At 68.1% G+C, this 25,443-nt stretch carries 21 protein-coding genes, 1 pseudogene and 1 riboswitch; of the genes and pseudogenes, 9 read left to right on the forward strand and 13 right to left on the reverse strand.

The annotated features are described in order from the left end of the window. Nucleotides 1-20 precede the first annotated feature (20 nt). Entirely contained in the window at nucleotides 21-749 is a 729-nt protein-coding gene (locus CU254_RS11920) for a sugar isomerase domain-containing protein (protein ID WP_009075943.1), read from the reverse strand. An 81-nt stretch (nucleotides 750-830) separates the two neighbouring features. Between CU254_RS11920 and CU254_RS11925 the strand changes: the two genes are divergently transcribed. The 4 genes from CU254_RS11925 to CU254_RS11940 all read left to right on the forward strand — a co-directional run bounded on the left by CU254_RS11925 (nucleotide 831) and on the right by CU254_RS11940 (nucleotide 4,802). Beyond that, nucleotides 831-1,556: an alpha/beta hydrolase gene (locus CU254_RS11925; RefSeq protein ID WP_009075944.1), complete on the forward strand. Its 726-nt coding sequence runs from the start codon at nucleotides 831-833 to the stop codon at nucleotides 1,554-1,556. 89 nt (nucleotides 1,557-1,645) lie between these two features. Further along, nucleotides 1,646-2,899, forward strand: a complete 1,254-nt coding sequence (locus tag CU254_RS11930; protein ID WP_009075946.1) for a cyclopropane-fatty-acyl-phospholipid synthase family protein — start codon at nucleotides 1,646-1,648, stop codon at nucleotides 2,897-2,899. Nucleotides 2,900-3,008: 109 nt separating this feature from the next. Next, nucleotides 3,009-4,202, forward strand: coding sequence for an LCP family protein (locus CU254_RS11935; RefSeq protein ID WP_037713397.1), 1,194 nt, complete (start codon nucleotides 3,009-3,011; stop codon nucleotides 4,200-4,202). A gap of 75 nt (nucleotides 4,203-4,277) precedes the next feature. Beyond that, complete coding sequence (locus CU254_RS11940) at nucleotides 4,278-4,802, forward strand: GNAT family N-acetyltransferase (RefSeq protein WP_100266764.1); 525 nt, start codon at nucleotides 4,278-4,280, stop codon at nucleotides 4,800-4,802. Nucleotides 4,803-4,862: 60 nt separating this feature from the next. On the opposite strand, the gene CU254_RS11945 is transcribed toward CU254_RS11940, so the two are convergent. The 8 genes and pseudogenes from CU254_RS11945 to CU254_RS11980 all read right to left on the reverse strand — a co-directional run bounded on the left by CU254_RS11945 (nucleotide 4,863) and on the right by CU254_RS11980 (nucleotide 12,045). Continuing rightward, nucleotides 4,863-5,609, reverse strand: coding sequence for a hypothetical protein (locus tag CU254_RS11945; protein WP_009075951.1), 747 nt, complete (start codon nucleotides 5,607-5,609; stop codon nucleotides 4,863-4,865). Then, nucleotides 5,606-6,217 (reverse strand): RNA polymerase sigma factor, encoded by a 612-nt coding sequence (locus CU254_RS11950; RefSeq protein WP_037713400.1) that lies wholly within the window; start codon nucleotides 6,215-6,217, stop codon nucleotides 5,606-5,608. The genes CU254_RS11945 and CU254_RS11950 overlap by 4 nt, the downstream gene beginning before the upstream one ends. Next, nucleotides 6,214-6,462 carry a hypothetical protein gene (locus CU254_RS11955; protein WP_009075953.1) on the reverse strand — a complete coding sequence of 83 codons (249 nt, stop codon included), beginning with the start codon at nucleotides 6,460-6,462 and terminating at the stop codon, nucleotides 6,214-6,216. Before CU254_RS11955 ends, CU254_RS11950 begins: the two co-directional genes overlap by 4 nt. 115 nt (nucleotides 6,463-6,577) lie before the next feature. After that, complete coding sequence (locus CU254_RS11960) at nucleotides 6,578-7,036, reverse strand: peroxiredoxin (protein ID WP_009075954.1); 459 nt, start codon at nucleotides 7,034-7,036, stop codon at nucleotides 6,578-6,580. A gap of 272 nt (nucleotides 7,037-7,308) precedes the next feature. Continuing rightward, a pseudogene (locus CU254_RS11965) lies at nucleotides 7,309-9,143 on the reverse strand (diguanylate cyclase domain-containing protein). 264 nt (nucleotides 9,144-9,407) lie between these two features. Next, entirely contained in the window at nucleotides 9,408-10,811 is a 1,404-nt protein-coding gene (locus CU254_RS11970) for a cytochrome P450 (protein ID WP_199786220.1), read from the reverse strand. Nucleotides 10,812-11,068: 257 nt separating this feature from the next. Continuing rightward, entirely contained in the window at nucleotides 11,069-11,245 is a 177-nt protein-coding gene (locus CU254_RS11975) for a hypothetical protein (RefSeq protein WP_234392815.1), read from the reverse strand. Then, complete coding sequence (locus tag CU254_RS11980; protein ID WP_078560749.1) at nucleotides 11,224-12,045, reverse strand: hypothetical protein; 822 nt, start codon at nucleotides 12,043-12,045, stop codon at nucleotides 11,224-11,226. The genes CU254_RS11975 and CU254_RS11980 overlap by 22 nt, the downstream gene beginning before the upstream one ends. A gap of 35 nt (nucleotides 12,046-12,080) precedes the next feature. Then, nucleotides 12,081-12,302: riboswitch (cobalamin riboswitch) on the reverse strand. Nucleotides 12,303-12,781: 479 nt separating this feature from the next. Between CU254_RS11980 and CU254_RS42955 the strand changes: the two genes are divergently transcribed. After that, the gene (locus CU254_RS42955) at nucleotides 12,782-13,726 is read left to right on the forward strand and encodes a hypothetical protein (RefSeq protein ID WP_009075961.1); all 945 of its coding nucleotides are present in this window, start codon (nucleotides 12,782-12,784) and stop codon (nucleotides 13,724-13,726) included. Between the two features lie 126 nt (nucleotides 13,727-13,852). On the opposite strand, the gene CU254_RS11990 is transcribed toward CU254_RS42955, so the two are convergent. The 4 genes from CU254_RS11990 to CU254_RS12005 form a co-directional block, all read right to left on the reverse strand. Continuing rightward, the gene (locus CU254_RS11990) at nucleotides 13,853-14,926 is read right to left on the reverse strand and encodes a ribonucleotide-diphosphate reductase subunit beta (protein ID WP_009075962.1); all 1,074 of its coding nucleotides are present in this window, start codon (nucleotides 14,924-14,926) and stop codon (nucleotides 13,853-13,855) included. 85 nt (nucleotides 14,927-15,011) lie between these two features. Further along, a complete protein-coding gene (locus CU254_RS11995) occupies nucleotides 15,012-17,987 on the reverse strand; it encodes a ribonucleoside-diphosphate reductase subunit alpha (RefSeq protein WP_100267045.1) in 2,976 nt (991 codons plus the stop codon). 216 nt (nucleotides 17,988-18,203) lie between these two features. Beyond that, nucleotides 18,204-18,815 (reverse strand): acetoacetate decarboxylase family protein, encoded by a 612-nt coding sequence (locus CU254_RS12000; RefSeq protein WP_037713407.1) that lies wholly within the window; start codon nucleotides 18,813-18,815, stop codon nucleotides 18,204-18,206. Further along, nucleotides 18,812-19,645, reverse strand: coding sequence for an enoyl-CoA hydratase-related protein (locus CU254_RS12005; protein WP_009075965.1), 834 nt, complete (start codon nucleotides 19,643-19,645; stop codon nucleotides 18,812-18,814). The genes CU254_RS12000 and CU254_RS12005 overlap by 4 nt, the downstream gene beginning before the upstream one ends. A gap of 568 nt (nucleotides 19,646-20,213) precedes the next feature. Here CU254_RS12005 and CU254_RS12010 point away from each other — a divergent pair. Genes CU254_RS12010 through CU254_RS12025 form a run of 4 tightly spaced genes read left to right on the forward strand, consistent with a single transcriptional unit; the run spans nucleotide 20,214 to nucleotide 25,442 of the window. Next, entirely contained in the window at nucleotides 20,214-21,005 is a 792-nt protein-coding gene (locus tag CU254_RS12010) for a TIGR03084 family metal-binding protein (RefSeq protein WP_037713410.1), read from the forward strand. Further along, on the forward strand, nucleotides 21,002-22,696 hold the full coding sequence (locus tag CU254_RS12015) for an acyclic terpene utilization AtuA family protein (RefSeq protein ID WP_009075970.1): 1,695 nt from the start codon (nucleotides 21,002-21,004) through the stop codon (nucleotides 22,694-22,696). Before CU254_RS12010 ends, CU254_RS12015 begins: the two co-directional genes overlap by 4 nt. Then, nucleotides 22,651-23,844, forward strand: coding sequence for an acyl-CoA dehydrogenase family protein (locus CU254_RS12020; RefSeq protein ID WP_050788153.1), 1,194 nt, complete (start codon nucleotides 22,651-22,653; stop codon nucleotides 23,842-23,844). Before CU254_RS12015 ends, CU254_RS12020 begins: the two co-directional genes overlap by 46 nt. Beyond that, nucleotides 23,841-25,442 carry an acyl-CoA carboxylase subunit beta gene (locus CU254_RS12025; RefSeq protein ID WP_009075974.1) on the forward strand — a complete coding sequence of 534 codons (1,602 nt, stop codon included), beginning with the start codon at nucleotides 23,841-23,843 and terminating at the stop codon, nucleotides 25,440-25,442. The genes CU254_RS12020 and CU254_RS12025 overlap by 4 nt, the downstream gene beginning before the upstream one ends. Nucleotide 25,443: the final 1 nt, after the last annotated feature.

Genomic DNA, 25,443 nt, shown 5'->3' on the forward strand with positions numbered 1-25,443 from the left:
CCCCTCACGTACCTCGCGGGTCAGCGCAGTGCGGGAACCCGCGGTTCGTACTTGGCCAGCAGCGCCGCGTTCGCCGCGTCGCCACCCTCCACATTGGAGCTGCGCCACAGCGGAACGTCGAGCCCCTCCGCGGTGCCCCGGTCGTAAACCTCGGTCAGGATCAGGTTCCACAGGGACGCATTGACCACAGTGGACAGTGGACCGGTGCGCGGCGCGGAAGCCGGATAGCTGGCGTCGCCGGGGATCACCAGCGAATCCAGCACCACAGTGCCTTCCTCGACCAACGTCGTGGCCGACCGGCGCGGCGCGGCGGCCACGCAAGCCCGCGACGTCACGGCGATCACCGCGGCGCCCCGGCGGCGCGCGCCGGCGGCCAGTTCGACCGGGTACGGATTCACGCCGGACGTGGAGAACACGACCAGCACGTCGTCCGGTCCCGGCGCGCGTTCGGCCAGTACTTCTTCGGCGAGCCCGGAACGGCGCTCGGTGCGCGTGCTCTGCTGCGCGCCGTGCAGCGGCAGCAGTTCCGGGTGATAGACCGGATACACGCAGGCGAGGCCGCCCGCGCGGTAGAACGTCTCGGCGACCGCCGCGAGCGAGTGCCCGGCGCCCGCGGTGAAGACCAGCGCGTCGGCCCGGATCACCCCCAGCAGCAGGTCGGCAGCGGCGGAAACCTGCGCGGCGTTGGCCTCCGCGGCCGCCGCCAGATGGTCCGAAGTGCTCTTCACGAGATCCGTGGCGCTCACCACACCTGCCCTTCCTCGCGGGTCCGGGCACCGAATCTATCGGGTGGACACGCTTCGTGGTGGATTACCGTGGAGTTGATCGGAATGGGGGTGCCGGTGAACGGGAAACGGCAAGGCGGCCAGGCGGATCCGGCTGTGCGCGGGTGGCGGGCCCCCGGGCAGACCCGCGCGGTGGCGCTCGTGTTGCACGGCGGGGCCGAAAGCAGCACCGCGGTCGTCCAGCCGTGGCGGCTGGCGTATCAGCGGATGGTGCCGCTGGCCCGCTCGCTGCACCGCGCCGGACGCCGGCACGGCCTGGAAGTCCGGCTGATGCGGAACCGGTTGTACGGCTGGAACGGGCGGATGGAAAGCCCGGTGCCGGACGCGCGCTGGGCACTGGAACAGATCCGCGCCGAGCATCCCGGGGTCCCGGTGGTCCTCGTCGGACACTCGATGGGCGGCCGCGTCGCGCTGCGCGTCGCCGACGATCCGGCGGTGACCGGGGTGTGCGCGATGGCCCCGTGGACGCCGCCGGGCGAGCCGGTGGACGCCGTGGCGGGCCGTGCGGTGCTGATCGCGCACGGCACTCGCGACCGGATGACGTCGCCCGCCGAGTCCTACGCCTTCGCCGCGCGCGCCCGCGAGGTCACCGACCTGGTCGCGCGGTTCGAGATCGCCGGCGAGGGCCATTCGATGCTCCGTCGTCCCGCGGTCTGGACCCGGCTGATGTGTGCTTTCACACTGGACCGGATCGGAGTGGGCGAGACGGACGAGACTCTTCGTCAGGCCTGGTCCCGCCCTTCCGGCGACCGGTTGCGCATTCCGGGGTAACCGGAGGGCACGGCCCGGTCGCGAAGGCAGCGGGGACGAAGCGGGAATATCATGGGGAAGGGCTCGAAAGCCCGTTCGGAGGGAGTGTCTTGTCCACGTCACGAGTCGATCCGACGGTGGTCTCGCAGCCGGTGCCCGACGAATCCCGATGGCCCGGTCTCGCCACGCCGCCGCATTCGCCGCTGCGGGCGCGCGCGGCCGAGGCGCTGTTCCGGCACGCGGTGAAATCTCTGGACGTGCGCGTCGCGTTCCCGGACGGCACGGTGCTCGGCGCGGGCGGCCCGGACGCGCCGGAAATGCGCATCCACCGGCCCGCGGCGTTCTTCCACCGGCTCGGGGCCGACGCGAAGATCGGCTTCGGCGAGGCGTACCTGGTCGGCGACTGGACCGCGGACGACCTGGCCGGCGTGCTGACCCCCTTCGCCGAGCGGCTCGCCACGCTCGTGCCGCCGTTCCTGCAGCGGTTCCGCCGGTTCGCCGAGCGCATGCAGCCGTCCGACGAGGAGAACACGATCGAGGGCGCGCGGTCGAACATCCACCGGCACTACGACCTGTCGAACGACCTGTTCAGCGCCTTCCTGGACGAGTCCATGATGTACTCCTCGGCGCTGTTCGGGCCGGGGGACACGCTCACCCAGGCGCAGCACCGCAAGCTCGACAGCGTCCTCGACTACGCCGGCGTCCGCGAGGGCAGCGAGGTGCTGGAGATCGGCACCGGATGGGGTGAACTGTCCATCCGGGCGGCCTCGCGCGGCGCGAAGGTGACGTCGCTGACCATCTCGCAGGAGCAGAAGGTGCTCGCCGACGCCCGGATCGCCGAGGCGGGCTTCTCCGACCGCGTCGACGTGCGGCTGTGCGACTACCGCGAGGCCACCGGCGAGTACGACTCCGTGGTCAGCGTGGAGATGATCGAGGCGGTCGGCGCATCCTACTGGCCCACGTTCTTCTCCACCATCGGCAAGCGGCTGCGCCCGGGCGGGCGGTTCGGCCTGCAGGCGATCACCATGGACCACGACCGGATGCTGGCCTCGGCGAAGTCCTACACGTGGATCCACAAGTACGTCTTCCCCGGCGGCATCATCCCGTCGGTGCAGGCGATCGAGGACGGGATGCGGGAGAACACCCGGCTGAAGCTGGCCGGGATGCGCGAGTTCGGCCAGGACTACGCCCGCACGCTCAAGCTGTGGCGGGACCGCTTCCAGCAGCGCTGGGACGACATCCGCGGCTTCGGGTTCGACGACGTGTTCCGGCGGATGTGGGAGTTCTATCTGGCCTACTCCGAGGCCGGGTTCCGGTCCGGTCATCTGAAGGTCCACCAGTTCGGGTTCGCCGACCCGCGCTGAGGCCGTCTCACCTCGCCGGGACAACCCGCGTAGGGTCCCGCACGTCCACCGCAGGAGGACCGTGCAGGACTGCTGCGCGGCCGCTACACCGGATCGGGGAGACAGGCCCATGACGTACGGAGGCGACGACGGCAGGCGGCGGATGCCGCCCCGGCCACCGCAGCCCCCCGCACGCCCGCGCCAGCAGCAGCGGGCGCAGATGCTGCCGCTGCCGGGGAGAGGGCAGAGCCCGTATGACGGCCGCACCCGGCCGATGGGCGCCCGCGGCGAGGCCCCGCCCCCGCCGCCGGGGCCGCCGAGGCAGGATCCGCCGGAGTACGGGGGCAGGCAGCCGCGGCCGCGCCGTCGCCGCCGGTGGAGCGTCGGCAAGATCCTGACGACGCTGCTCGTCGTGTTCGTGCTGTTCCTCGCCGGGGTCTGGGCGTATCTGGAGTTCACCATCAACCGGGTGGACGCGATCGGCGACTACTCCGGGCGCCCGGCCGCGGCGTCGGGCACGAACTGGCTGATCGTCGGCTCGGACAGTCGCCAGGGCCTGAGCGCCGAGGACGAGGAGCGGCTGGCCACCGGCGACACCGGCGAGGCGGGCGGCCAGCGCACCGACACGATCATGATCGCGCACCTTCCGGACAATTCGACGAAGCCGACGCTGCTGAGCCTGCCGCGCGACTCGCAGGTCAAGATCCCCGGCCACGGCACGAGCAAGATCAACGCCGCGTTCGCGCTCGGCGGGCCGAAACTGCTGGTCCAGACGGTCGAACAGGCCACCGGGCTGCGCATGGACCACTACGCGGAGATCGGCTTCGGCGGCTTCGCGAAGATCGTCGACGCGATCGGCGGGGTCGACATGTGCATCGACAAGGACATGAACGACACGATGACCGGCATCGAGATCAAGGCGGGCTGCCAGAAGCTCGACGGCCGGTCCGCGCTCGGGTTCGTCCGGATGCGGCACAGCGACGCGACGCCGCGCTCGGACCTCGACCGGGTGGCGAACCAGCGGAAGTTCATCGGCGCCTTGGTGAGCCAGGTGGCGAGCCCGGGGACGCTGCTGAACCCGTTCGACTTCTTCCCGCTGCTGGGCTCCGCGCCGGACGCGCTGACCATGGACACCGGCGACCACGTGCACAACCTGGTCGGCCTGGCGTTCGCGATGCGCGGCATTTCCTCCGACGGGGTCACGACCACGACGGTGCCGCTCACCGACGCTTCGGCGCAGCACTGGGACAAGAAGAAGTCGGCGCAGCTGTTCGACGCGCTGAAGAATGACACCGAGGTGCCCAAGGACATCGTGGTGAACTGACCGCTTTCGGCGGACGGCGGCGGGCTTCGCGAAATTCGCGAGCCTGCCGCCGTTTCTGCTGTCAGGATGTTTCGCATGGAAACTCTCACCGACGGTGTGGTCACCCTCGTTCGCTGGCGCTCGGAACATCAGGACACCCAGGTGGCGGCCGTCGTGGGATCCCTGGACCACTTGGCCGCGTGGATGCCCTGGGCGATCGACGGCTACGACGAGGCCAAGGGCAAGGAGTTCCTGGCACGGGCCGCCGCGCAGTGGGAAAGCGGCGAGGAATACAACTACGCGATCTTCACCCCGGACGGCGAACTGGCGGGCAGTTGCGGCCTGATGCGCCGGGATGACGGGTGGGAAATCGGGTACTGGCTGGCGAAGTCCCAGACCGGCAAGGGTTATGTGACGCGGGCGAGTGCTTTGCTGGTCTCTTTGGCTTGGCAGCTCGACGCTTCGCACGTGCTGATCAAGCACGATCTGCGAAACGTCCGCAGCGGCGCGGTTCCGGAGCGGCTGGGGTTTTCCCGAGTGGGGGAGGAGAAGGCGGAACCGCCGCTGCCGTCGGCGTGCAGCGGGGTGAATGTGATTTGGCGGCTCGAGCGGCCCGCATAAGGCGGCTTTTTCGCGACGCGGCGACGGCGCCGGTTCGGTTTGGCCGAACCGGCGCCCCCGTCAGGTCAAGGTCCGACTGGCGGCCAGACGCAATTCCTCCGGCAGGTTCCGCCCCGGCGAATAGTGAAGCCGCGCGGCCTCTTCGATCAGGGCGGCCAGCACGCTCCTCGCTGACTCGGCGGCGCGCGGGTCGCATAGCTTGACCTGCACGGTCTCCTTGAGCACCAACGCTCGGCGGACCTCCTCGACGGTGTGGCCGTCGGCCCTGGTGACCGCCACGACGTAGGGGATGCCGTGGCTTTCCAGGTAATCGATATGCGGGAACGCGTCAGCTAACCGGCTGGGGGAGACCAGGACGATTCCGCCCAGTGCGTTTTCGGCGATGCTTTCGTATTCGGCGCTGAACTGGAACGGATCCGGCATGCCGAACAGCTGGAGCGATAACTCGGCTGCCAGTACCAGTTTTCCCCGATCGGCGGGAATTCGCTTCGGATTCTCGCTGGTGCTGGGTAATTCCGTGGAAGCGGAAGCCACAAAAGCGGACTTTCCCACCCCGGTTCCGCCCGCCACCACGATCTTGTCGCGGAGAGGCGGCTTGTCCGCCTGCTCCTGACTGTCGTGACGGGACGCGTTGACGATGTCGGAGTGCGCTTTCCGCGCGTATTCGACGAGTCGAGCGAGTTCTTCCGGCTGTTTCGCAGCCAGCCGCGCACGGAGTTGTGCCGCGCTGACCCGCAAGTGCGCTGGCCGGGGCGGCACCGAGTGCTCTCCGGCGCGGATCAACTCGTCGATGATGTCGTCGTTCACGGCTGTACCCCCGGGCTCTCTCGCCTCGTGCGCTCTGCTCCGTCTGCTCCGGCGTATTCGTCGAGTCGCCCATGCGAACGAATGACCTCGCCGGCTTTGGCCAGCAGCCGCCGGATTTTGCTGCGGTGAATGCCCATGACCGCGGCTGCCTCGTCCTGGGAAAGCTGATCGACGGCGACCAGGACGAGCGCTCGTCGCATCCGGTCGTCCAGCGGTGCTTCCGCCACGGCGCGAACCAAGTCGACGCGTTGCTCCACCGTCTCGTACGGGCTCGACCATTTCTGAGCGAGCAGGTGGGCGTCCGAGGGCTCGACGAGAATGCTGTGCCGCCTTCGCCGTTCCGCGCGCCAGTAGTCGGCCACCTTCTTGCTCGCGATGCCGAAAAGCAGCCGACAGAAATCAGCCGGCGGACACGGCCTGGCGTCGACGTACGCGCTGAACGCTTCGAAGGTCTCCCAGTACACCGCTTCGGCGTCGTGCACGTCGGAAATCCGCCGTCGGACGTAGCTGTGCAATCTGTCCTGCACCTGGTCGAGCGCGAGAACGACAGCCAGCGGATCCCTTCCGTCATGCCCGGACGGCGATTCGCTCTCGGCCGGGTCGGTCACCGGGCGGTGCCTTTCGCGATCACCGTGACCGTCCACTTGGCCCCGTCCGGCTCGTGCGAATGCACCTTGGCATTCGCACCCGCCCGCGCCGCGGTCGCCACCAGGCCGATCATGGTGTCGCCCCGGCGGCGGGCCCGCGCCGAGGCGATTCTGGCCCGCAGCGCGGAGTCAGCGAGCCGGACGATGCCGGGACGGCGAACGACCACCCACTCCTCGCCGGATGCGGGTTCCCCATGGTTGGTCATCTCGGGTCTCCTTCGCGCTCGAAACTCACGACCTCTATATCGCTCGCACCGGCGTCGCCTGGTCGCCCTTCGGCAGATTTTTCGAGATCGATTTTCGCGCGAAGCAGCGTGCCGGTCAGGCGTCCGCGCGCTCCCGAAGCACCTTCAACGCCCGATCCGCGTGCGCCGTGAAGTTCAGCTCGCTCTTGATCACGTCCAGCACCCGCCGGTCCTCCCCGATCACGAACGTCTGCCGTTTCGTGTGCAGGGGCAGGATTTTGCGCCATACGCCGAACTGCTTGGCCACCGTACCGTCCACATCGGACAGCAGCGGGTAGTCGAACCCGTGCTTCGCGGAGAATTCCCGCTGCTTGCCGACGGCGTCCGGGCTGATGCCGACGCGCTGCGCGCCCGCCTCGGCGAATTCCGCGGCCAAGTCCCGGAAGTGACAGCTTTCGGCGGTGCACCCGGTCGTCATCGCGGCGGGGTAGAAGAAGAGCACGACCGGACCGTCGGCGAGGAGGGCCGACAGGGTGCGTTCGACGCCTTGGTCGTCGGGGAGGGTGAAGTCGGGGGCGAGGTCGCCGGGCTGCATGGGAGTCCTTCCGGTCGGGTCGGTGGCATCATCTTGCCCGGACGTCCGGCGGACCGCGCGGCGGCCCGAGCTGCCGGGCACGGGGCCCAATCTCGGGACGTACTCCAGGCGCCCGCCGTGCCGGCGGCGACTCAAGTCGCCCAGAGAGCACGGCGTTCGTCCGGTGAAGTCGGACGCGATGCACGCGTGGGTGTTCCTCTGCACCGGCTAGGCCATCGAGCCGAGGGCTGGCTGGGCAACCCGGCCGAGCATGCAACCGGAACGGGCAACCCTCAGCTGGCGTGCCGAGCGATCATCTCGTCGACCTCGTCGCCCGTAGCGGACTCCGTCACGAACGAACCCCGTGCCGCCAGCACGCCCTGCTCCCGCAGCCGGGCCGCGTGTGCAGCGTCGCGTACGCCCTCCGCCCCGATCCGCAGGCCCAGTTCCTTCGCTCGCGTCACCAGTTGCGACAGGTGCCGCACATCGGTCTCCGCGGGATCGGGACCGGCCAGGGCATCGACGACCGGGCCGCTCAGGATGACGTGTTTGACTGGGAGCTGGTAGCGCGGGATGAGTTCCAGGTCGGACGATCCGGTGATGGTCAGCACGAGCTGCGCGCCCAGATCGGCGAGCACGCTGAACGAATCCAGCAGTTCGCCCTCGCCGTCGAACATCGACGCGCGGTCGGTGCACAGGCGCAGCGCTCGCGCGGGCAGGCGGTGGCGGTCCAGCTGGTTCTTGACCAGCAGCACCAGATCCGGATCGATGGCCAGCCGCTTCGGCAGGCGGATGCAGACGTCCGGCGCCGCCGGTCCGTACTGCTCGCGCCAGCGCGCGGTCGCGCCCAGCGATTCCTGCAGCAGCCATTTGCCGAGCGGGATCGTCATGCCGTGGTCTGCGCGAGCGGGTAGAACTCCTCCGGCCCGAGTTCGCCGCGTTCCGGGTGGCTCCAGAGCAGCCCGGCGTTCACCGCGGCGATCTCGTCCGGCTTCGCGAGTTTGACGGTCGGCTGGTAGATCAGCGAGAACTCGCCGTTCTCCAGCGCTCCGGCGATCACCGCGCCGAGCTGGTAGCGGCTGCGGTCCCGTTCGTCGAGCTGCGGGTCGAACAGCATCCATTGCGCCTTGCCCGCCTCCTTGGCGCGGTGCAGCGCCAGTTCGGCCGCGCGCAGCAGGTCGCCGTGGGTGCCTTCGTTCGCCGGGCGCACGACGATCCCGATGCTCGCGCTGACGCCGATGCCGTGCCCGTCGACGTAGACCGGCTCGCTGAGTTCCTCCAGCACCCGGTCGGCCAGCTCGACCGTCTCCTGCGCGGTCAGCTCCGGACCGCGCAGCAGCACCGCGAAACCGTCGCCGGACAGCCGGGCGACGTAGCCGTCGTGCTGACCGGCGAACACCGATTTCAGCTTCCGCGAGATCGCCTTCAGCACCAGGTCGCCCATGCCGGCGCCGAGGCCGTCGTTGATCACCTTGAACCCGTCGATGTCCAGGTACAGCAAGGCGATCTCGTCCGAACCGCCCGAGCCGAGCGCGAGTTCCAGCTGGGCGTTGAACGCGGCGCTGTTCGGCAGTCCGGTGAGCGAATCGTGCAGGTTCTGGTGCCGCAGCCGTTCGCCGAGCAGGTGCAGGTCGTCGTCATCGGCCGCCATGAAGACCGGGAAGTACGTGCCCGGCCGGTCGCCGGGCAGCGACGCGAGCGTGACGTTCGTGGTCAGCTCGCCGTCGCGGCTGTGGCCGAGCTGGACGCTCTGCACGGTCCGGCGGGCGTCGGCGGTCAGCGGCAGGCCCTCGAGCGCGGCGCGCAGCCGTTCGGCGTCCTGCGGACCGGCCGCGAGATCCGCGATGTGCTTGTCCCGCAACGCGGTCGTGGACGTGCCCAGCAGCCGGGCCAGCGCCGGGTTCGCCTCGACGACGGCCCCGGACGGGTCGGTCAACGCGATGCCGAGCGGCGCCGAGGAGAACAGCGCGGTGAACCGGCGCGTGGCACCGGCGTCCTCGGGACGCGCGGCGACCTCGCCGGCGAAGTCGAGCAGGATCCGCTCCACCTCGGCGGGAGGGAGCGTTACTCCGTTGGTGTCGGTCAGCGCCGCCGCGTACTTGCGCGCGACGTCGACCAACCCTGGCATGGCACCAGGCTCCGGCACTCTCCACCTCTTCATACGCGGACAAAGACCAGCTCAGGCCCGGTGTGGAGGATCCGAAGACCCACACTGGGTACGAGTCGGCCGCAAGTGATGCCACGGCATCACGGACCAAACAGGGTGTCTACCGGCTGAACGAGTGATGGGCACTACACAACTGGTGACATCAAGTCACCTTGAGTACACGAAGGTGGCTTGTACTGCAGTTTTGTCTCCAGCTGTCGACCTTTCTGTCCCGCTCGGCGGCCGTCAACGATAGGCCAACCGGGCGGGCAGCCCGTCGGCGGGCACCGGAAGCGAGACGTAGTCCCACTTGGCGACGTAGTCCTCGGGCACCGACCAGCGGTGCGCCCGCAGCAGCTCGTGCATGAGCGCCTTGACCTCCAGGCCGCCGAACTGCAGCCCGATGCACTTGTGCGCGCCGCCGCCGAACGGCATCCACGCGAACCGGTGCGATTTGTCCTCGCGGCGGTCCGGGCCGAACCGCTCGGGGTCGAAGCGCAGCGGATCGGTCCAGTGTTCGGGGGAGTAGTGGTTCAGCGTCGGCGAAACCGCGACCATCGTGCCTTCCGGCAGGTAGTGGCCGAGAACCGCAGTGTCCTTTGTGGTCTTTCGCGCCAGCGAGGGCACCGGCGCGCGCAGCCGCAGTGCCTCTTTCATCACCAGGTCCAGCGTTTCGAGACTTTCCAACGCTTCGAGGTCCGGCAGGTCGTCGCCGAGGCGCAGCGACTCCTCGCGGGCGCGCTCCTGCCATTCCGGGTGTTTCGCGAGGTAGTAGGCCATCGCGCTGGCGGTGATGGTGGTCGTGTCGTGCGCGGCCATCATCAGGAAGATCATGTGGTTGACGATGTCGGCGTCGCTGAACCGGTCACCGTCCTCGGAAACGGCGTGGCAGAGCGCGGAGAACAGGTCGTCGCCGTCCGCGTCGCGCTTGGCCGCCAGGTTCTCGCCGAAATAGCGCTCCAGCGTCCGCCTGCCGCGCAAACCCGCGGCCCAGCGCCCGCCAGGCACCGGATAGCGCACGACGGCGGTGCCGGCGCGCACAGCGGCCACGAACGCGCGGTTGATGCGCTCGGCGTCGGCGGCGGAGCGCATGCCCATGAACACCTGCGTCGCGACGTCCAGCGTCAGCTGTTTGAACGCCCAGTACAGCTGCGGGCGGCCGGACGGCAGTGCCGCGACGCCCTCGCGCAGCGCCGGGCCCATCTGCGCGACGTAGCCGCGGAGCCGGTCGCGGGTGAAGGCCTCCTGCATGATCCGGCGGTGCAGGTGGTGCTCGCCGAAATCGAGCAGCATGAGGCCGCGTTCGAAGAAGCGCTCGATGAAGAACTTCCAGCCTTCCTGGGAGAAGGCCTTGTCCTTGTTGATGAGGGCGGCCTGGGTGGCTTCTGGGCCCGATAGCGTCACGATGCGTTGGCCGAAGACGCCCATCCACGACACCGGGCCGAACTGTTCGAAGCGGTGCAGGCTGAAGTCGAGGCCGAACCGCATCCCGTCGAGCGTGTGGCCGATCAGCGGCGGCCCGTCGTCGCCGAGCACCGGCTTCAGGCCGCTGCCCGCCGGGGGCGCCGCGAGTTCGCGGACCGGCCAGCGCGCGCCGAGCCAGCGTTCGTCGAACTTGCGCGGCAACGGGATCGCGGTCAGCGGCGGCATCCGGCCGCGCAGGTTCTCCGACAGCCGCGTGACACTGTCGCTTCCGGCTTGGGCGGCCTTGCCTAGGGTGCCGCCGACTGTGGGGATTCCCGTCTTTCCGGTCACGTCCGCCATGGCGACCACCTCCCGGTGAGGGTATCGGTCTCGTCCACGGTCCCCTGTTATTGACGTTGTGACAATACCTGTGGGGGCTGCCGTTCGGGTGATCCTCGGACCGGTGCCGGGCGACCTGGCCAGCCGCCCGGCACCTGGACGGTTCAGCGAGGTTCGGCGCGCAGTTCCCGGGCCGCGCCGACCAGATGCCGCAGCGCCGGCTCGACCTCGGCGTAACCGCGGGTCTTGAGACCGCAGTCCGGATTGATCCACAGCTGTTCCGCCGGGACCGCGCCGAGCGCCGTGCGCCCCAGGTCGGTCATCTCGGTCCGGTTCGGCACGCGCGGCGAGTGGATGTCACATTTCGGCCGTCTACTGCTCCGGCTAGGACTTCCTTGTCCCGCAGTGCTCCTTCCGCCGCGACGTTGCCCGCAAAGGATTCATCGGTTACCAGGTCGACGGCAATTGCTTCGCTGGGGGAGCGGGCCAGGACGCCCAGTGCTCGGCCGAGGCCGCCGAAGTATCCGGCTGCCAGGAGCTTCGGGCGGTGGTTTTTCTTGGCCAGCCAGTGGTAAGCGCGGGTGAGTGCGTTGAACTCCGGCGTGGTTCGGTCTGTCGCGAAGGCTGGTTCGTCCGACTGGACCCATTCGACGCCCTCGTCGGCCAGTTTGCCCAATAGTTCGGCGTATGCGGGCAGTAGTTCGTCCAGCGGTTCCAGCGGGGTGAAGCCTGGTTCGGTGGGCTTGGCCAGCAGTAGGAAGGTGACCGGTCCGAAGAGTACCGGGCGTGGCGTGATGCCTAGTGCTTGTGCTTCGCGGACTTCGTCGATCGGGGCGGTGCCGGTGAGTGCGAAGCGGGAGTTCGGGACCAGGTAGTGGTAGTTCGTGTCGAACCACTTCGTCATTTCGAGGGCGGGTGCGTCCGGGACTCCTCGTGCGGCGGTGTCCAGCACCTGGTCGTAGAGCGAGAAAGTGCTGGACGGGATTGAGCCGAGACCCTGGTCTCGCAGGGTTGTCCAGGTTTGCTCGCACAGTTGCCGTCCGGCGGTCAGAAGGTCTTCTTCGGTGGTTGTTCCTGACCAGTAGGACTCGAGTGCTCGTTTGAGTTCTCGGGCTGGGCCAATCCGCGGATAGCCGAGAATCGTGGTGTCCCGCGAGACCCGGACTCACGCACGCCGTCGGCGTGCGTGCCATTGGCAGGTATTCGGACTCGTGGGCGTACCGCTCGTGCCTGCCGGCTGTCGCTTCCCGGGCTGGACGCCCAGTGCTTTACCGCTCCCGCGGTGACAGCTTTCGTTCCCACATACCGCTGCGGGGCAGCCCCGGAATCGCACCGGGTTCCCTGTTGTCTCGCCAAGACGCGGCTGCGTCCTGGCGAACCAATGGCGTGGGTCAGCTTGCCGAATCAGGCCAGGAGGCGGGTGTCCCAGGGTCCGGGAGGGATCGTGCTGCTGCCGGAGCAGGAGGGAGCGTCGGAAGGTGCTCGTCGTCCGGCGGTGACATCGCACCCGGCGGGTGCGAGACGAACGGAGGAGCTGCACTGTGCTGTCTGGCGTCTGGCCGGCGTCGAGCATGGTGCGGCTGATGTTTTTGGCGCACTGTCCGTTAACGCCTGACCATTGCTCACTAGTGGGTCATATTTTCTGCTTATTTTTCAGTCGCTGCTCGAAATCGCTGCGCACGCAGGCGTATCCGTTGACTGGGTTGTCACCCGGTCGGCGGTTCCTTGCGTGCAACAGGAAGGACAAAGTGTGGAGTTGTTGGTGGCCAACCAACATTCGGGGGATGCAGGGGTTCTGTGCTTTCTGCTCTTGTGTAAGCGGAAGATCGCGTCCGGATCACCCGGTGAAAGTTCGTGACTTTCGCGAAGGAGGGGCGATGCGAATTCTTTCTCCTGTTCGATCATTTTCTGCGGTTTTAGTTGGCTGTCTTCATGTGGACAACCGAGATGCCGAGTTCGCCAACTGGGAGCAGTGGCTTCTCACCAACCTCAACAATCCGAAGCTGGACACCTGGGTTGAAGCAGGAATGACCGCGGGTACACTGTACAGTTCCCCGGGGCGAGAGAAAGGGTTTCTGTGGTACTGGGCAGATCAGCGGCCAAGGGTTCCGTACCGTGAGTTCTACATCAAGTCCGCGCACGAGCTCGCCAGCGAGAACGTAACCTTCAGCTGGGTTCCCGGCAGTCCCGATTGGGAGATTCGCCAGAATGGAGATCTTGTCGGTATTTCCGAAGACAACGGGGCATTCGGCGGCCAAGCGGACAACGGGCTCGAGGTAACGGTGCCGAGTGCTCGAGTTTTTGCCAACTCTTCAAGGTTTCAATACCAGGATACCGGCAACAATTGGCATCCCGCTCAAGCAGAACTGGTCAACGACCGACCAGATCTATTTCTTATGTACACAAACGGGCAAAACATAACGGGTGCCACGCGCAAGCCCTGCGTAGACAAGACGGAGAAGATGTCTGCCGAAAGCAACGTCACGCCGCCTACTTCCGCCGACCTGCTGGGTGTGGCGAAGAGGTTGGCTGCCGCGAATGGCGAGGGCAGCCCGGCCGGTATTCGATATGTGAAAACCGACCGCAATGCTCTCAAGCATATTGACGGAACGCAGCCCAAGGCCAACGATCCGGTGTACTTGATTCAAATGACCGGCAACTTCGTGGGGTACGCCGCCAAGGTCCCCCGGGGGAGCAATGCTCCCAGGGGAAACGTGCTCACCGTCACGGTAGATGCGAAATCCGGGCAAATGCTGGGCTGGTCGATCCTGGTGGAGCCGCACGACCTTGCGAAGTTTGGAGTGGTGTCGGCGCTGCAGTAGCGAAGGGCCCGGTCGCGATGCGATTGTTTGTCCGCTTGGAGCCCTGAATGCGGTCTGCCCGCATACGAACTCGGCCGCACCCTGGGCAGGGTGCGGCCGAGTTCCAGCAGGTGCCTCGGGGTGGGATCAGTCCCAGTCGAGTGCGCCGCCGGACTGGTATTCGATGACTCGGGTTTCGAAGAAGTTCTTTTCCTTCTTCAGGTCCATTGCTTCCGACATCCAGGGGAACGGGTTTTCGTTCTCGCCGTAGATCGGGGGGAGGCCGATCTGCTGCGCGCGGCGGTCGGTGATGAAGTGCATGTACTGTTCGCACAGGTCAGCCGACAGGCCGAGCATGCCGCGCGGCATGGTGTCGCGGGCGTACTTCACTTCCAGTTCGCACGCTTCCTGCAGCATTCCGCGCACCTCGGCCTGGAATTCCTCGGTCCACAGGTGCGGGTTCTCGATCTTGATCTGGTTGATGCAGTCGATGCCGAAGTTCAGGTGGATCGACTCGTCGCGCAGGATGTACTGGTACTGCTCGGCGATGCCGACCATTTTGTTCCGGCGGCCCAGCGACAGGATTTGCGCGAAACCGGTGTAGAACCACATTCCTTCGAAGATCACGTAGAACGCCACCAGGTCGCGCAGGAACGCCTGGTCGGCTTCCGGCGTGCCGGTTTCGAAGTCCGGGTTTTCCAGGTTCTGCGTGTACTTCAGCGCCCACGCGTCCTTGTCCGAAATGGACGGGACCTCGCGGTACATGTTGAACAGCTCGCCCTCGACCAGGCCGAGGCTTTCGCAGATGTACTGGAAGGTGTGCGTGTGCACGGCCTCCTCGAAGGCCTGGCGCAGCAGGTACTGGCGGCACTCCGGGTTGGTGATCTGCCGGTACACCGCGAGCACGATGTTGTTGGCCACCAAGGACTCCGCCGTGGCGAAGAAGCCCAGGTTGCGCTTGAGCATCTGCCGCTCGTCCTCGGTGAGGCCGTCCGGCGACTTCCACAAGGCGATGTCGGCCTGCATCGCGACCTCGGTCGGCATCCAGTGGTTGTTGCACGCCGCGAGGTACTTGTCCCACGCCCACCGGTACTTCATCGGCAGCAGCTGGTTCACGTCGGCGCGCGCGTTGATCATGCGCTTGTCGTCGACGTTGATCCGGGCTGCGCCGACCTCGATTTCGCCGAGGCCGGTCGCGTCCGTCGTTTCCACGTTCGTCATTCAGGTCACCTTGGCTTCGGGGGCCGTGAAGGACTCCTTGAGGGAATCAGATTCCCTCAAGGAGTCCTTCACGGCACGTCGGGGGTTACTGGCAGGCTTCGCAGTCGGGGTCGTCGATCCGGCAGGCGGCGCCCTCGGTGGCGACGAAGTCGACGTCGGTCTTCGGCATCTCCTTCGGCTCCGCGGGAACGGCCGCCGCGGGCGACGGCGACGGCGCGGCGGCCGGAACCGCGGCGGACGGCGACGGCGACGGGGCCGGGGAAGGCGCGGCGGCCGGGGCAGCGGCGGCCGGAGCGGCCGGAGCCGGGGTGGCGGAGACGGCGTTCAGCTTGCCGTCGGTGCCGCGCAGGGTGCTCTTCTCCACGTGCGTCGCGGACTGCGCCCGCAGGTAGTACGTGGTCTTGAGGCCCTTGTGCCAGGCGTACCGGTACAGCTCGTCGAGCTTGCGGCCGCTCGGCGCCGCGATGTACAGGTTCAGCGACTGCGCCTGGTCGATCCACTTCTGCCGCACCGAACCGGCGTCCACGATCCACTTCGACTCGATCTCGAAGGCGGTCGCGTACAGCGCCTTGAGGTCGTCCGGAACGCGGTCGATCTGGCCGAGGCTGCCGTCGAAGTACTTCAGGTCGCTGACCATGACCTCGTCCCACAGGCCGCGCGCCTTGAGGCTCTTGACCAGGTGCGGATTCACCACCGTGAAGTCGCCGGACATGTTCGACTTGACGTACAGGTTCTGGAACAGCGGCTCGATCGACTGGCCGACGCCGGAGATGTTGGAGATCGTCGCGGTCGGCGCGATCGCCATCACGTTCGAGTTGCGCATGCCGACGGTCTTGACGCGCTCGCGCAGTGGCGCCCAGTCCAGCGTCGTCGAGGTGTCGACGTCGAGGCCGTCGCCCTGGCGGGCGTCGATGAGCAGCTGCATCGAGTCGATCGGCAGGATTCCCTTGCTCCACAAGGAACCCTCGAACGTCTGGTATTGGCCGCGCTCCTCGGCGAGGTCGGTGGAGGCCGAGATCGCGTAGTAGGAGAGGTGCTCCATCGACACGTCGGCGAACTTCACCGCTTCTTCCGACGCGAACGGCACGCCCAGCTCGAACAGCGCGTCCTGGAAGCCCATGATGCCCAGGCCGACCGGACGGTGGCGCAGGTTGGAGCGGCGCGCCTCCGGGATCGTGTAGAAGTTGATGTCGATCACGTTGTCGAGCATGCGGACCGCGGTGCGCACGGTTTTCTCGAGCCGCTCGGTGTCGAGCCCTTCAGGGGTGACGTGCTTGAGCAGGTTCACCGAGCCGAGGTTGCAGACCGCGACCTCGTCGGTGGTCGTGTTCAGCGTGATCTCGGTGCACAGGTTCGACGAGTGCACGACGCCGACGTGCTGCTGCGGCGAACGCAGGTTGCACGGGTCCTTGAAGGTGATCCACGGGTGACCGGTCTCGAACAGCATGGTCAGCATCCGCCGCCACAGCTCGACCGCGCGGACCTTGCGGAACACCTTGATCTCGCCGCGCGCGGCGGCCGCCTCGTACTCGCGGTAGCGCTGCGCGAACGCGTTGCCGTAGAGGTCGTGCAGGTCCGGCGTCTCGTTCGGCGAGAACAGCGTCCACTCGGCGTTCGCTTCGACGCGGCGCAGGAACTCGTCCGGGACCCAGTTGGCGGTGTTCATGTCGTGCGTGCGCCGCCGGTCGTCGCCGGTGTTCTTGCGCAGGTCGAGGAATTCCTCGATGTCGACGTGCCAGGTCTCCAGGTACGCGCAGGCCGCGCCCTTGCGCTTGCCGCCCTGATTGACCGCGACCGCGGTGTCGTTGGCGATCTTCAGGAACGGCACGACGCCCTGGGACTGGCCGTTGGTGCCCTTGATGTGCGCGCCGAGGCCGCGGACCGGGGTCCAGTCGTTGCCGAGGCCGCCGGAGTACTTGGCCAGCAGCGCGTTGTTCTTGTACGCCTGGAAAATCGAGTCCAGGTCGTCGTCCACAGTGGTCAGGAAGCAGGACGACAGCTGCGCGCGGTTGGTGCCGCTGTTGAACAGCGTCGGGGTGGACGCCATGAAGTGGAACGTCGACAGCAGCTCGTAGAACTCGATGGCGCGCGCTTCGCGGTTGTCCTCGCGGATCGCCAGGCCCATCGCGACGCGCATGAAGAACGCCTGCGGCAGCTCGAACCGCACGCCGTTGTGGTGCTGGAAGTACCGGTCGTACAGGGTCTGCAGGCCGAGGAAGCCGAAGTCGAGGTCGCGCTCGGGGCGGATCGCGGCGGTGATCTTGTCCAGGTCGAACGTGGTCAGCTCGGCGTCGACCAGTTCGAGTTCGACGGCGCGGCGCAGGTACGCGCGGAAGTACGGCGCGTACTCGGAGGTCATCTCGTCCTGGCTGGCCTGGCGCGGGGCGCCGGCGAGGTAGCTCAGCGCCTCGCCGCGCAGCTTGTCCAGCAGCAGCCGGGCGGAAACGAACGAGTAGTTCGGCTCCTGCTCGACGAGCACGCGCGCGGCCATGATCTGCGCGAGCGCCAGTTCGTCGGCGGTGATGCCGTCGTAGAGGTTGCGCTTGGCCTCGGCCAGCACCGGCTCGGCGGACACGTCCTCGAGCCCGGCGACGGCCTCGCCGACGACGTGCGAAACGCGCGCCCAGTCGAGCGGGCGCAGCGTCCCGTCGGCGCCCTTGACGCTCAGCGCGACCTCGGCGTGCGCCGGCGCGGCGGCCTCGCGGGCCTTCGCGCGCTCGTCGCGGTAAAGCACGTAGGCGCGGGCGACCTTGTGGTGCCCGCCGCGCATCAGGGCGAGTTCGACCTGGTCCTGGATCTGCTCGATGTGCAGCGCGGTCTCCGGGCCGGTGTGGCGCAGCAGCGCCGCCTCGACCTGCTCGGTCAGCTCCGCGACCACGTGGTGCACCCGCGAGGACGCGGCGGCGTCGCCGCCCTCGACCGCGAGGAAGGCCTTGGTCAGCGCCACCGAGATCTTGCCCGCGTCGAAGGGCGAGACGCTTCCGTCCCGCCGGATGACGCGGACCGCGCTCGGGGCCCCCTCCGCCGCCGACGGCGGCCGCTGACCGGTTTCCACTGACATGCGCGTCTCCAACAGTTCCTCGAAATGGGCGCGTTCGAGCGGCACACGGCCGGTCAAGGCCATGCGCTGCGGTTTCGGCGAAACAGCCCGGCCGCCCTCTTCAAGCGGTCTCCCCGTCGCTGGGGGCTGCCGGTTCCCAGAGACTACATGTTGGGGTGGAGGCGCGCACGGGCCCCAAGGTATGGCGTGTCGGTCTCACTCAGGCGGGTTACCCGATCACCGAGGGCAAGATCCGAAACGGAGCCTCGTCGCGCCCAGCGCCATGCTGGCCACGGGCCGTTTCCCGGCCAGGAAGCCCAGCGGCCCGGCGGGGTTGACCGACCAGTCGGCGGCCGCCGCGCGGGGCTTCGAACGCCACTCGACCGGGGTACGCAGCGGGCGGCCGCCGCGGTCCTGAGCGATCTCGAAGCGTACCGGGAGCGTGATCGGGAGCCCGACGCGCGGGGTGAAGGCGGCGGTGGCGATCCAGTCGTCGGAGGTCGCCGCGGTGAAGGTGCGCCCGCCGGTGAAGGTGAAGGCCGCGAGTTCCTTCGGAATGCCCCACAGCTCGCGCCCGCCCGCGCGCGAGATCTCGCTGTCGACCCAGATGTCGGTGATCGACGCGGCGAGCCCGCGGCCGCGCACGGCGACGCAGGAGAGGAGTTCGTGGTAGCTCAGCTGACCGGACGGCAGGTAGTCGATCCAGGCGGTGAAGAGGGCGGCCTGGTGGTTGAGGAGCAGCGGTTCGGCGCCGGCCGGCAAGGCGGGCAGTTCGTCGGCGGGGACGCGCCACATCGAGAGGCACGCGTCGGCGGCGAGGTGCCACGGTTCGGGCGGGTACTCGGTCATTCGCTGATCCAGGGCAGGTACGGCGGCAGATCGCGGTCTACGCGCAACGGGAACTCGGGCGGGCGTTTCTGGAAGAAGGATGCGATGCCCTCGACGGCGTCGGGGTTCGAGCTCAGCTGGGAGATGAGCTTCGAGTCCACCTGGTGGACGTCGAAGGGCGACGGGGCCGAGGCCATCCGGTAGAGCAGCTGCCGGGTGACCGCGACCGCGACGGGTGCGGTGGTTTCGGCGATCTCCTTCGCCTTGGCTTGCGCCTGCGCGAGGACGTCGCCGGGGTCGTGGATCTGGTGGACGAGGCCGGACCGCAGTGCTTCATCCGGGCCGAAGAGCCGTCCGCTGACCATCCAGTCGACGGCCGCGCCCATCCCGACGAGCCGGGGGAGGAACCACGCGGACGCGCCTTCGGGGTAGATCCCGCGGCGGGTGAAGACGAAGCCGAACTTGGAGTCGGTGGAGGCGAAGCGGTAGTCGCAGGAGAGGGTGATAGTGATTCCTGCTCCTACGGATGCCCCGCGCAGTGCGGCGATGACCGGTTTGTTCATGGTGAAGATTCGCTTCGACACGCGGCCGGCGGGTTCCTGCCAGTCGTCCGGCGGGCGGTCGCCGAAGTCGAAGCCGCCGGAGGACAGGTCGGCTCCGACGGAGAAGTCCTTGCCGGTGGTGCCGAGTACGACTGCGCGGACGTCCTCGTCCCGGTCGGCCCGGTCGAGCGCGTGGGCGAGTTCGTCGGCCATCCGGATCGTGTAGCCGTTGCGGGCTTCGGGCCGGTCGAGCCGGACGGTCGCGACCTTGGCGGCGACCTCGTAGGCGATCTCCGCGTAGGAGTCCATGGGGAGGACGGTAGGGGGCTTGTTTTCGTAGTGTCAATAGAGGGGCGGGCGGCTCGTCGCCTGGCGGCGACATTGCGCCGCCTTGGTTGCGTGGGGCACCCCGATTTTTCATTGTGCTGACGGTTCGGGGGTGCTTGTCAAGGCGGGAAAGATGCCTTGACAAGCACCCCCGAACCGCAGGGCGGCTTTGTATCGGGGTTGGGGGAGGGGTGGGTGCCCCCGGGGGTTGGGTGCATCGGCGGCGGTCTTTCGCGGCTTGGGTGGGTGGGGGCTTGGGGTTCGCGGCGTGCTGTTAGCGCCCCAATGTGGCATTGGGTGCGTGGGACGCACCCAATGTGGCGTTCGGTGCGTCTGGCGCACCGAACGCCACATTCGGGCGCGCCGGAGGCGGTGACCTGCTGTCCGTGAGGGGAACCCTGCGGGACTCAAAGTCCGTCAGGGTTCCCCTCACGGACTTGCTCGGACAAGGTGCCGGGTGCAAAACAATCAGGCGCGCTTGATTTTTCCGGGGCCAGGGTCCACGCTGGGTCCGCACGAGGTGGTGCGGCGGACGCAGGGAGGCGCAGGAATGGCTGATCTCGCGGGGATCCTCCGGGATCTCGCGGCCGAATCGCAGGCGGTCGACGACCTGGTCGCCGGGTTGCCCGCCGAGGGGTGGGCGCGGCCGACGCCGGCGCCCGGCTGGAGCATCGCGCATCAGATCGCGCATCTGGCGTGGACCGACGGCAAATCGCTGATCTCCGCGAGCCGGCCGGAGGACTGGCAGTCCGAGGTCGAGAACCTGTTGAGCATCGGCGAAAACTACGTCGACCAGGGTGCCGAAGACGGGGCTAAGCTGCCGCCGGACGAGTTGCTGGCGCAGTGGCGCGCCGGTCGGGCCGCGCTGGCCGAGGCGCTCGCCGCGGTGCCGGACGGGCAGAAGCTGCCGTGGTACGGCCCGCCGATGAGTGCGGCTTCGATGGCGACCGCGCGGATGATGGAGACCTGGGCGCACGGGCAGGACATCGCCGACGCGCTCGGCGTGAAACGCGAGCCCACCGAACGGCTGCGGCACATCGCCCGGTTCGGCACGCGCACGCGCGATTTCGCGTACAAACTTCACTCGCTCGCGCCGCCGACGGAGGAATTCCGCGTCGAGCTGACCGCGCCGGACGGCAGCACGTGGGCGTTCGGACCGCAGGACGCGGAGCAGCGGCTGACCGGCAGCGCGCTCGACTTCTGCCTGGTCGTGACGCAGCGGCGGCATCCGGCGGACACTGATCTCGTCGCGACGGGCGCGGACGTCGAGGAATGGCTGGGCATCGCGCAGGCGTTCGCCGGACCGCCCGGGGCGGGGCGCGAGCCGGGGCAGTTCGCGTGAGCGCGCCGCTGCGCGTGGGGAACGCGTCCGGGTTTTACGGCGACCGGTTCTCCGCCGTGCGGGAAATGCTGACCGGCGGCCCGCTCGACGTCCTGACCGGCGACTATCTCGCCGAGCTGACCATGCTCATCCTCGGCCGCGACCGGATGAAGGACCCGGCCCGCGGCTACGCCAAGACGTTCCTCCGGCAGATGGAGGAGAACCTCGGACTGGCGAAGGACAAGGGCGTCCGGATCGTCGCGAACGCGGGCGGGCTCAACCCGGCCGGGCTCGCCGACGCGTTGCGGGAACTGGCCGCGAAACTTGGTATCGAGGTCCGCGTCGCGCACGTCGAAGGCGACGACCTGATCGCGCGCGCGGACGAGTTCGGCTTCGAGAAACCGTTGACTGCCAACGCTTATCTCGGTGCGTGGGGCATCGCGGAATGTCTGAAGGCCGGTGCGGACGTGGTGGTGACCGGACGGGTCACGGACGCGTCGGTGATCGTCGGACCGGCGGCGGCGCACTTCGGCTGGGCTCGCGACGACTACGACGCGCTCGCCGGGGCGGTCGCGGCGGGGCACGTCATCGAATGCGGCGCACAGGCGACCGGCGGCAACTACTCGTTCTTCCGGGAACAGCCGATCGGCGTGCCGGGATTCCCTCTCGCGGAGATCCACGCCGATGGCTCCAGCGTCATCACGAAGCATCCCGGCACCGGTGGCGTGGTGAACGTAGGCACCGTGACGGCGCAGGTGCTGTACGAGATTACCGGTGCGCGGTATGCGAATCCCGATGTGACGGCACGGTTCGACACTCTGTCGCTTTCGGACGACGGGCCGGACCGGGTGCGGATCAGCGGGGTGCGCGGGGAAGCGCCGCCGCCGACGTTGAAGGTGTGCCTCAACCGGCTCGGCGGTTTCCGGAACGAGACGACGTTCGTCCTTACCGGACTGGACATCGAGGAAAAAGCCGCGCTGGTAAGGGAACAGCTGGAAGGAGCGCTGGCCAAGCGCCCGCCGGCCGAGGTCCGGTGGACGCTCGCACGCACCGATCACGCGGACGCCGACACCGAGGAACGCGCCAGTGCGCTGCTGCACGTCGCGGTGAAGGACAACGATCCGAAGATCGCCGGACGCGCGTTCAGCGGAGCGGCGATCGAGCTGGCGCTCGCGAGCTACCCGGGATTCCACGTCACCGCACCGCCTTCGGACGCTTCGCCGTTCGGGGTCTATTCGGCGGCCTTTGTGGACGCTGCCGCGGTGCCGCACGTCGCGGTCCTGCCGGATGGGTCCAAGGTGGACATCGCGCCCGCCTCCGCGACGCTCGATCTGTCCGAAGTGGACGAACCAGAGTTGCCGGAACCGTTGCGGGCGGACAAGGTGCGGCGCGTGCCGCTCGGTCTCGTGGCCGGGGCCCGCAGCGGGGACAAGGGCGGCAACGCGAACCTCGGCGTGTGGGTGCGGTCCGAGGAAGCCTGGCGCTGGCTCGTGCACCGGCTGACTGTCGGGGAATTCCGCCGTCTGCTGCCGGAAACCGAAGGACTGCCGGTCACCCGGCACCTGCTGCCGAACCTGTGGGCGATGAACTTCGTGGTCGAGGGCATTCTCGGTGACGGCGTCGCTTCGCAGGCCCGATTCGATCCGCAAGCGAAGGCGCTCGGCGAATGGCTGCGGGCGCGCGAACTCGACGTCCCGGAGGCGCTGCTGTGACCGTGGATCCGTTCCGCACGCCGGAACGCACCGAACTGCGCGCGACGGTGCGCCGGTTCGTGGAGAAGGACGTGCTGCCGCACCTGGACGACTGGGAGCGGGCCGGGGAGCTGCCGCGCGACCTGCATCGCAAGGCCGGACAGCTGGGCCTGCTCGGGGTCGCGTTCCCCGAATCCGCGGGCGGCGGCGACGGCAATTACCTCGACGCGCTCGTGGTCGCCGAGGAAATGCACTACGCGGGCGGGTCCGGCGGGCTGTTCGCGTCGCTGTTCACCTGCGGGATCGCGGTGCCGCACATCGTCGAGGCCGGCGATCCGGTGCAGATCGAACGCTGGGTGCGGCCGACGCTGGAAGGCGAGAAGATCGGCTCGCTCGCGGTCACGGAACCAGACGGCGGCTCCGACGTCGCCGGGATTCGCACAACGGCGGTGCGCGAGGGCGACGAGTATGTGCTCAACGGGGCCAAGACGTTCATCACCTCCGGCTGCCGCGCGGACTTCGTGACCACTGTGGTCCGAACTGGCGAAGCTGGTGCGCACGGTCTTTCGCTGATCGTGGTCGAGCGCGGAACGCCCGGGTTCACCGTGTCGCGCAAGCTGGAGAAGATGGGCTGGGCGGCTTCGGACACCGCGGAACTGTCTTATGTAGACGTTCGAGTGCCGGCGGAGAACTTGGTCGGCGCGGAGAACAGCGGGTTCGCGCAAGTGGCGACGCAGTTCGTCACCGAGCGGCTTTCGCTGGCGGTGCAGGCGTATGCGCACGCGCAGCGGGCATTGGATTTGACGCTGGACTGGTGCCGGATGCGCGAGACGTTCGGACGTCCGCTGATCTCGCGGCAGCTGGTGCAGCACAAGCTCACCGAGATGGCCGGCAAGGTCGACGTCGCGCGGACGTATGCCCGGCAGGTCGCGCTCCGGCACGTGTCCGGCGAAGAAGTGATCGCCGAGGCGTGCTTCGCAAAGAACACCGCGGTGCAGACCGCCGAATGGGTCGTGAACGAGGCGGTGCAGCTGCACGGCGGGCTCGGCTACATGCGCGAGTCCGAAGTGGAACGGCACTACCGCGACGTCCGCATTCTCGGCATCGGCGGCGGCACCACCGAAATCCTCACCGGACTGGCCGCGAAGCGATTGGGATACACCGCATGACCACTCTCAGGTCCACAGTGGACACCCGGGCCGACGAGTTCGCCGCGAACCGCGAGGCGATGCTGGAGAAGCTCGCGGAGATCGACGCCGAACAGGCCAAAGCGGTCGCCGGCGGCGGCGAGAAGTACGTCGAACGCCACCGCAAGCGCGGAAAACTGCTGGCGCGCGAGCGGATCGAATTGCTCCTGGACGAGGATTCGCCGTTCCTCGAGCTGTCACCGCTGGCCGCGTGGGGTTCGGACTACCGGGTCGGCGCGAGCGTGATCACCGGGATCGGCGTCGTGGAAGGCGTCGAATGCCTGATCTCGGCCAGCGACCCGACGGTCAAGGGCGGCGCGAGCAACCCGTGGACGACGAAGAAATCGTTCCGGGCGGCGGACATCGCGGCGCAGAACCGGCTTCCGGTGATCAACCTGGTGGAGTCCGGCGGCGCGGACCTTCCGACGCAGAAGGAAATCTTCATTCCCGGCGGCCGGATTTTCCGCGACCTGACGCGGTCGTCGGCGGCGAAGATCCCGACCGTCGCGCTGGTGTTCGGCAACTCCACGGCGGGCGGCGCGTATCTGCCCGGCATGTCCGATTACGTGGTGATGGTGAAGGAACGCGCGAAGGTGTTCCTCGGCGGACCGCCGCTGGTCAAAATGGCGACCGGCGAGGAGTCCGACGACGAATCGCTCGGCGGCGCGGAAATGCACGCCCGGACGTCCGGGCTAGCCGATTACCTCGCGGTCGACGAGGAGGACGCGATCCGGCTCGGCCGCGGCATCATCAAGCGGCTCAACTGGACCAAACAAGGCCCGTCGCCCAAGCCGGACTACGCCGAGCCGTTGTTCGACGCCGAGGACCTGCTCGGCATCGTGCCGACCGACCTCAAGATCCCGTTCGACCCGCGCGAGGTGATCGCGCGCGTGGTGGACGGTTCGGACTTCGACGAGTTCAAGCCGCTGTACGGGCCGAGCCTGGTCACCGGATGGGCGAGCATCCACGGCTACCCGGTGGGGATCCTGGCCAACGCGCAGGGCGTGCTGTTCGGCGAGGAATCGCAGAAGGCCGCGCAGTTCATCCAGCTGGCCAACCAGATCGACACGCCGCTGGTGTTCCTGCACAACACGACCGGCTACATGGTCGGCAAGGAATACGAGCAGAGCGGCATCATCAAGCACGGTGCGTTGATGATCAACGCGGTGTCGAACTCGAAGGTGCCGCACCTGTCCGTCCTCATGGGAGCGTCCTACGGGGCCGGGCATTACGGGATGTGCGGCCGGGCCTACGATCCGCGGTTCCTGTTCGCCTGGCCGAGCGCGAAATCGGCGGTGATGGGACCGGCGCAGCTGGCCGGCGTGCTGTCCATCGTGGCCCGTGCAGCGGCGGCGAGCCGAGGCCAGGAGTACAGCGAGGAAAACGACGCCGCGATGCGCGCCATGGTGGAAAACCAGATCGAGGCGGAATCGATGCCGATGTTCCTCTCCGGCATGCTTTACGACGACGGCATCATCGACCCGCGCGACACCCGCACGGTGCTCGGGATGAGCCTGTCGGCGATCCACAACGGACCAGTGAAGGGCGTCGAAGGCGGCTTCGGCGTCTTCCGGATGTGAG

The sequence above is a fragment of the Amycolatopsis sp. AA4 genome (genome assembly GCF_002796545.1).
Taxonomy (GTDB): domain Bacteria; phylum Actinomycetota; class Actinomycetes; order Mycobacteriales; family Pseudonocardiaceae; genus Amycolatopsis.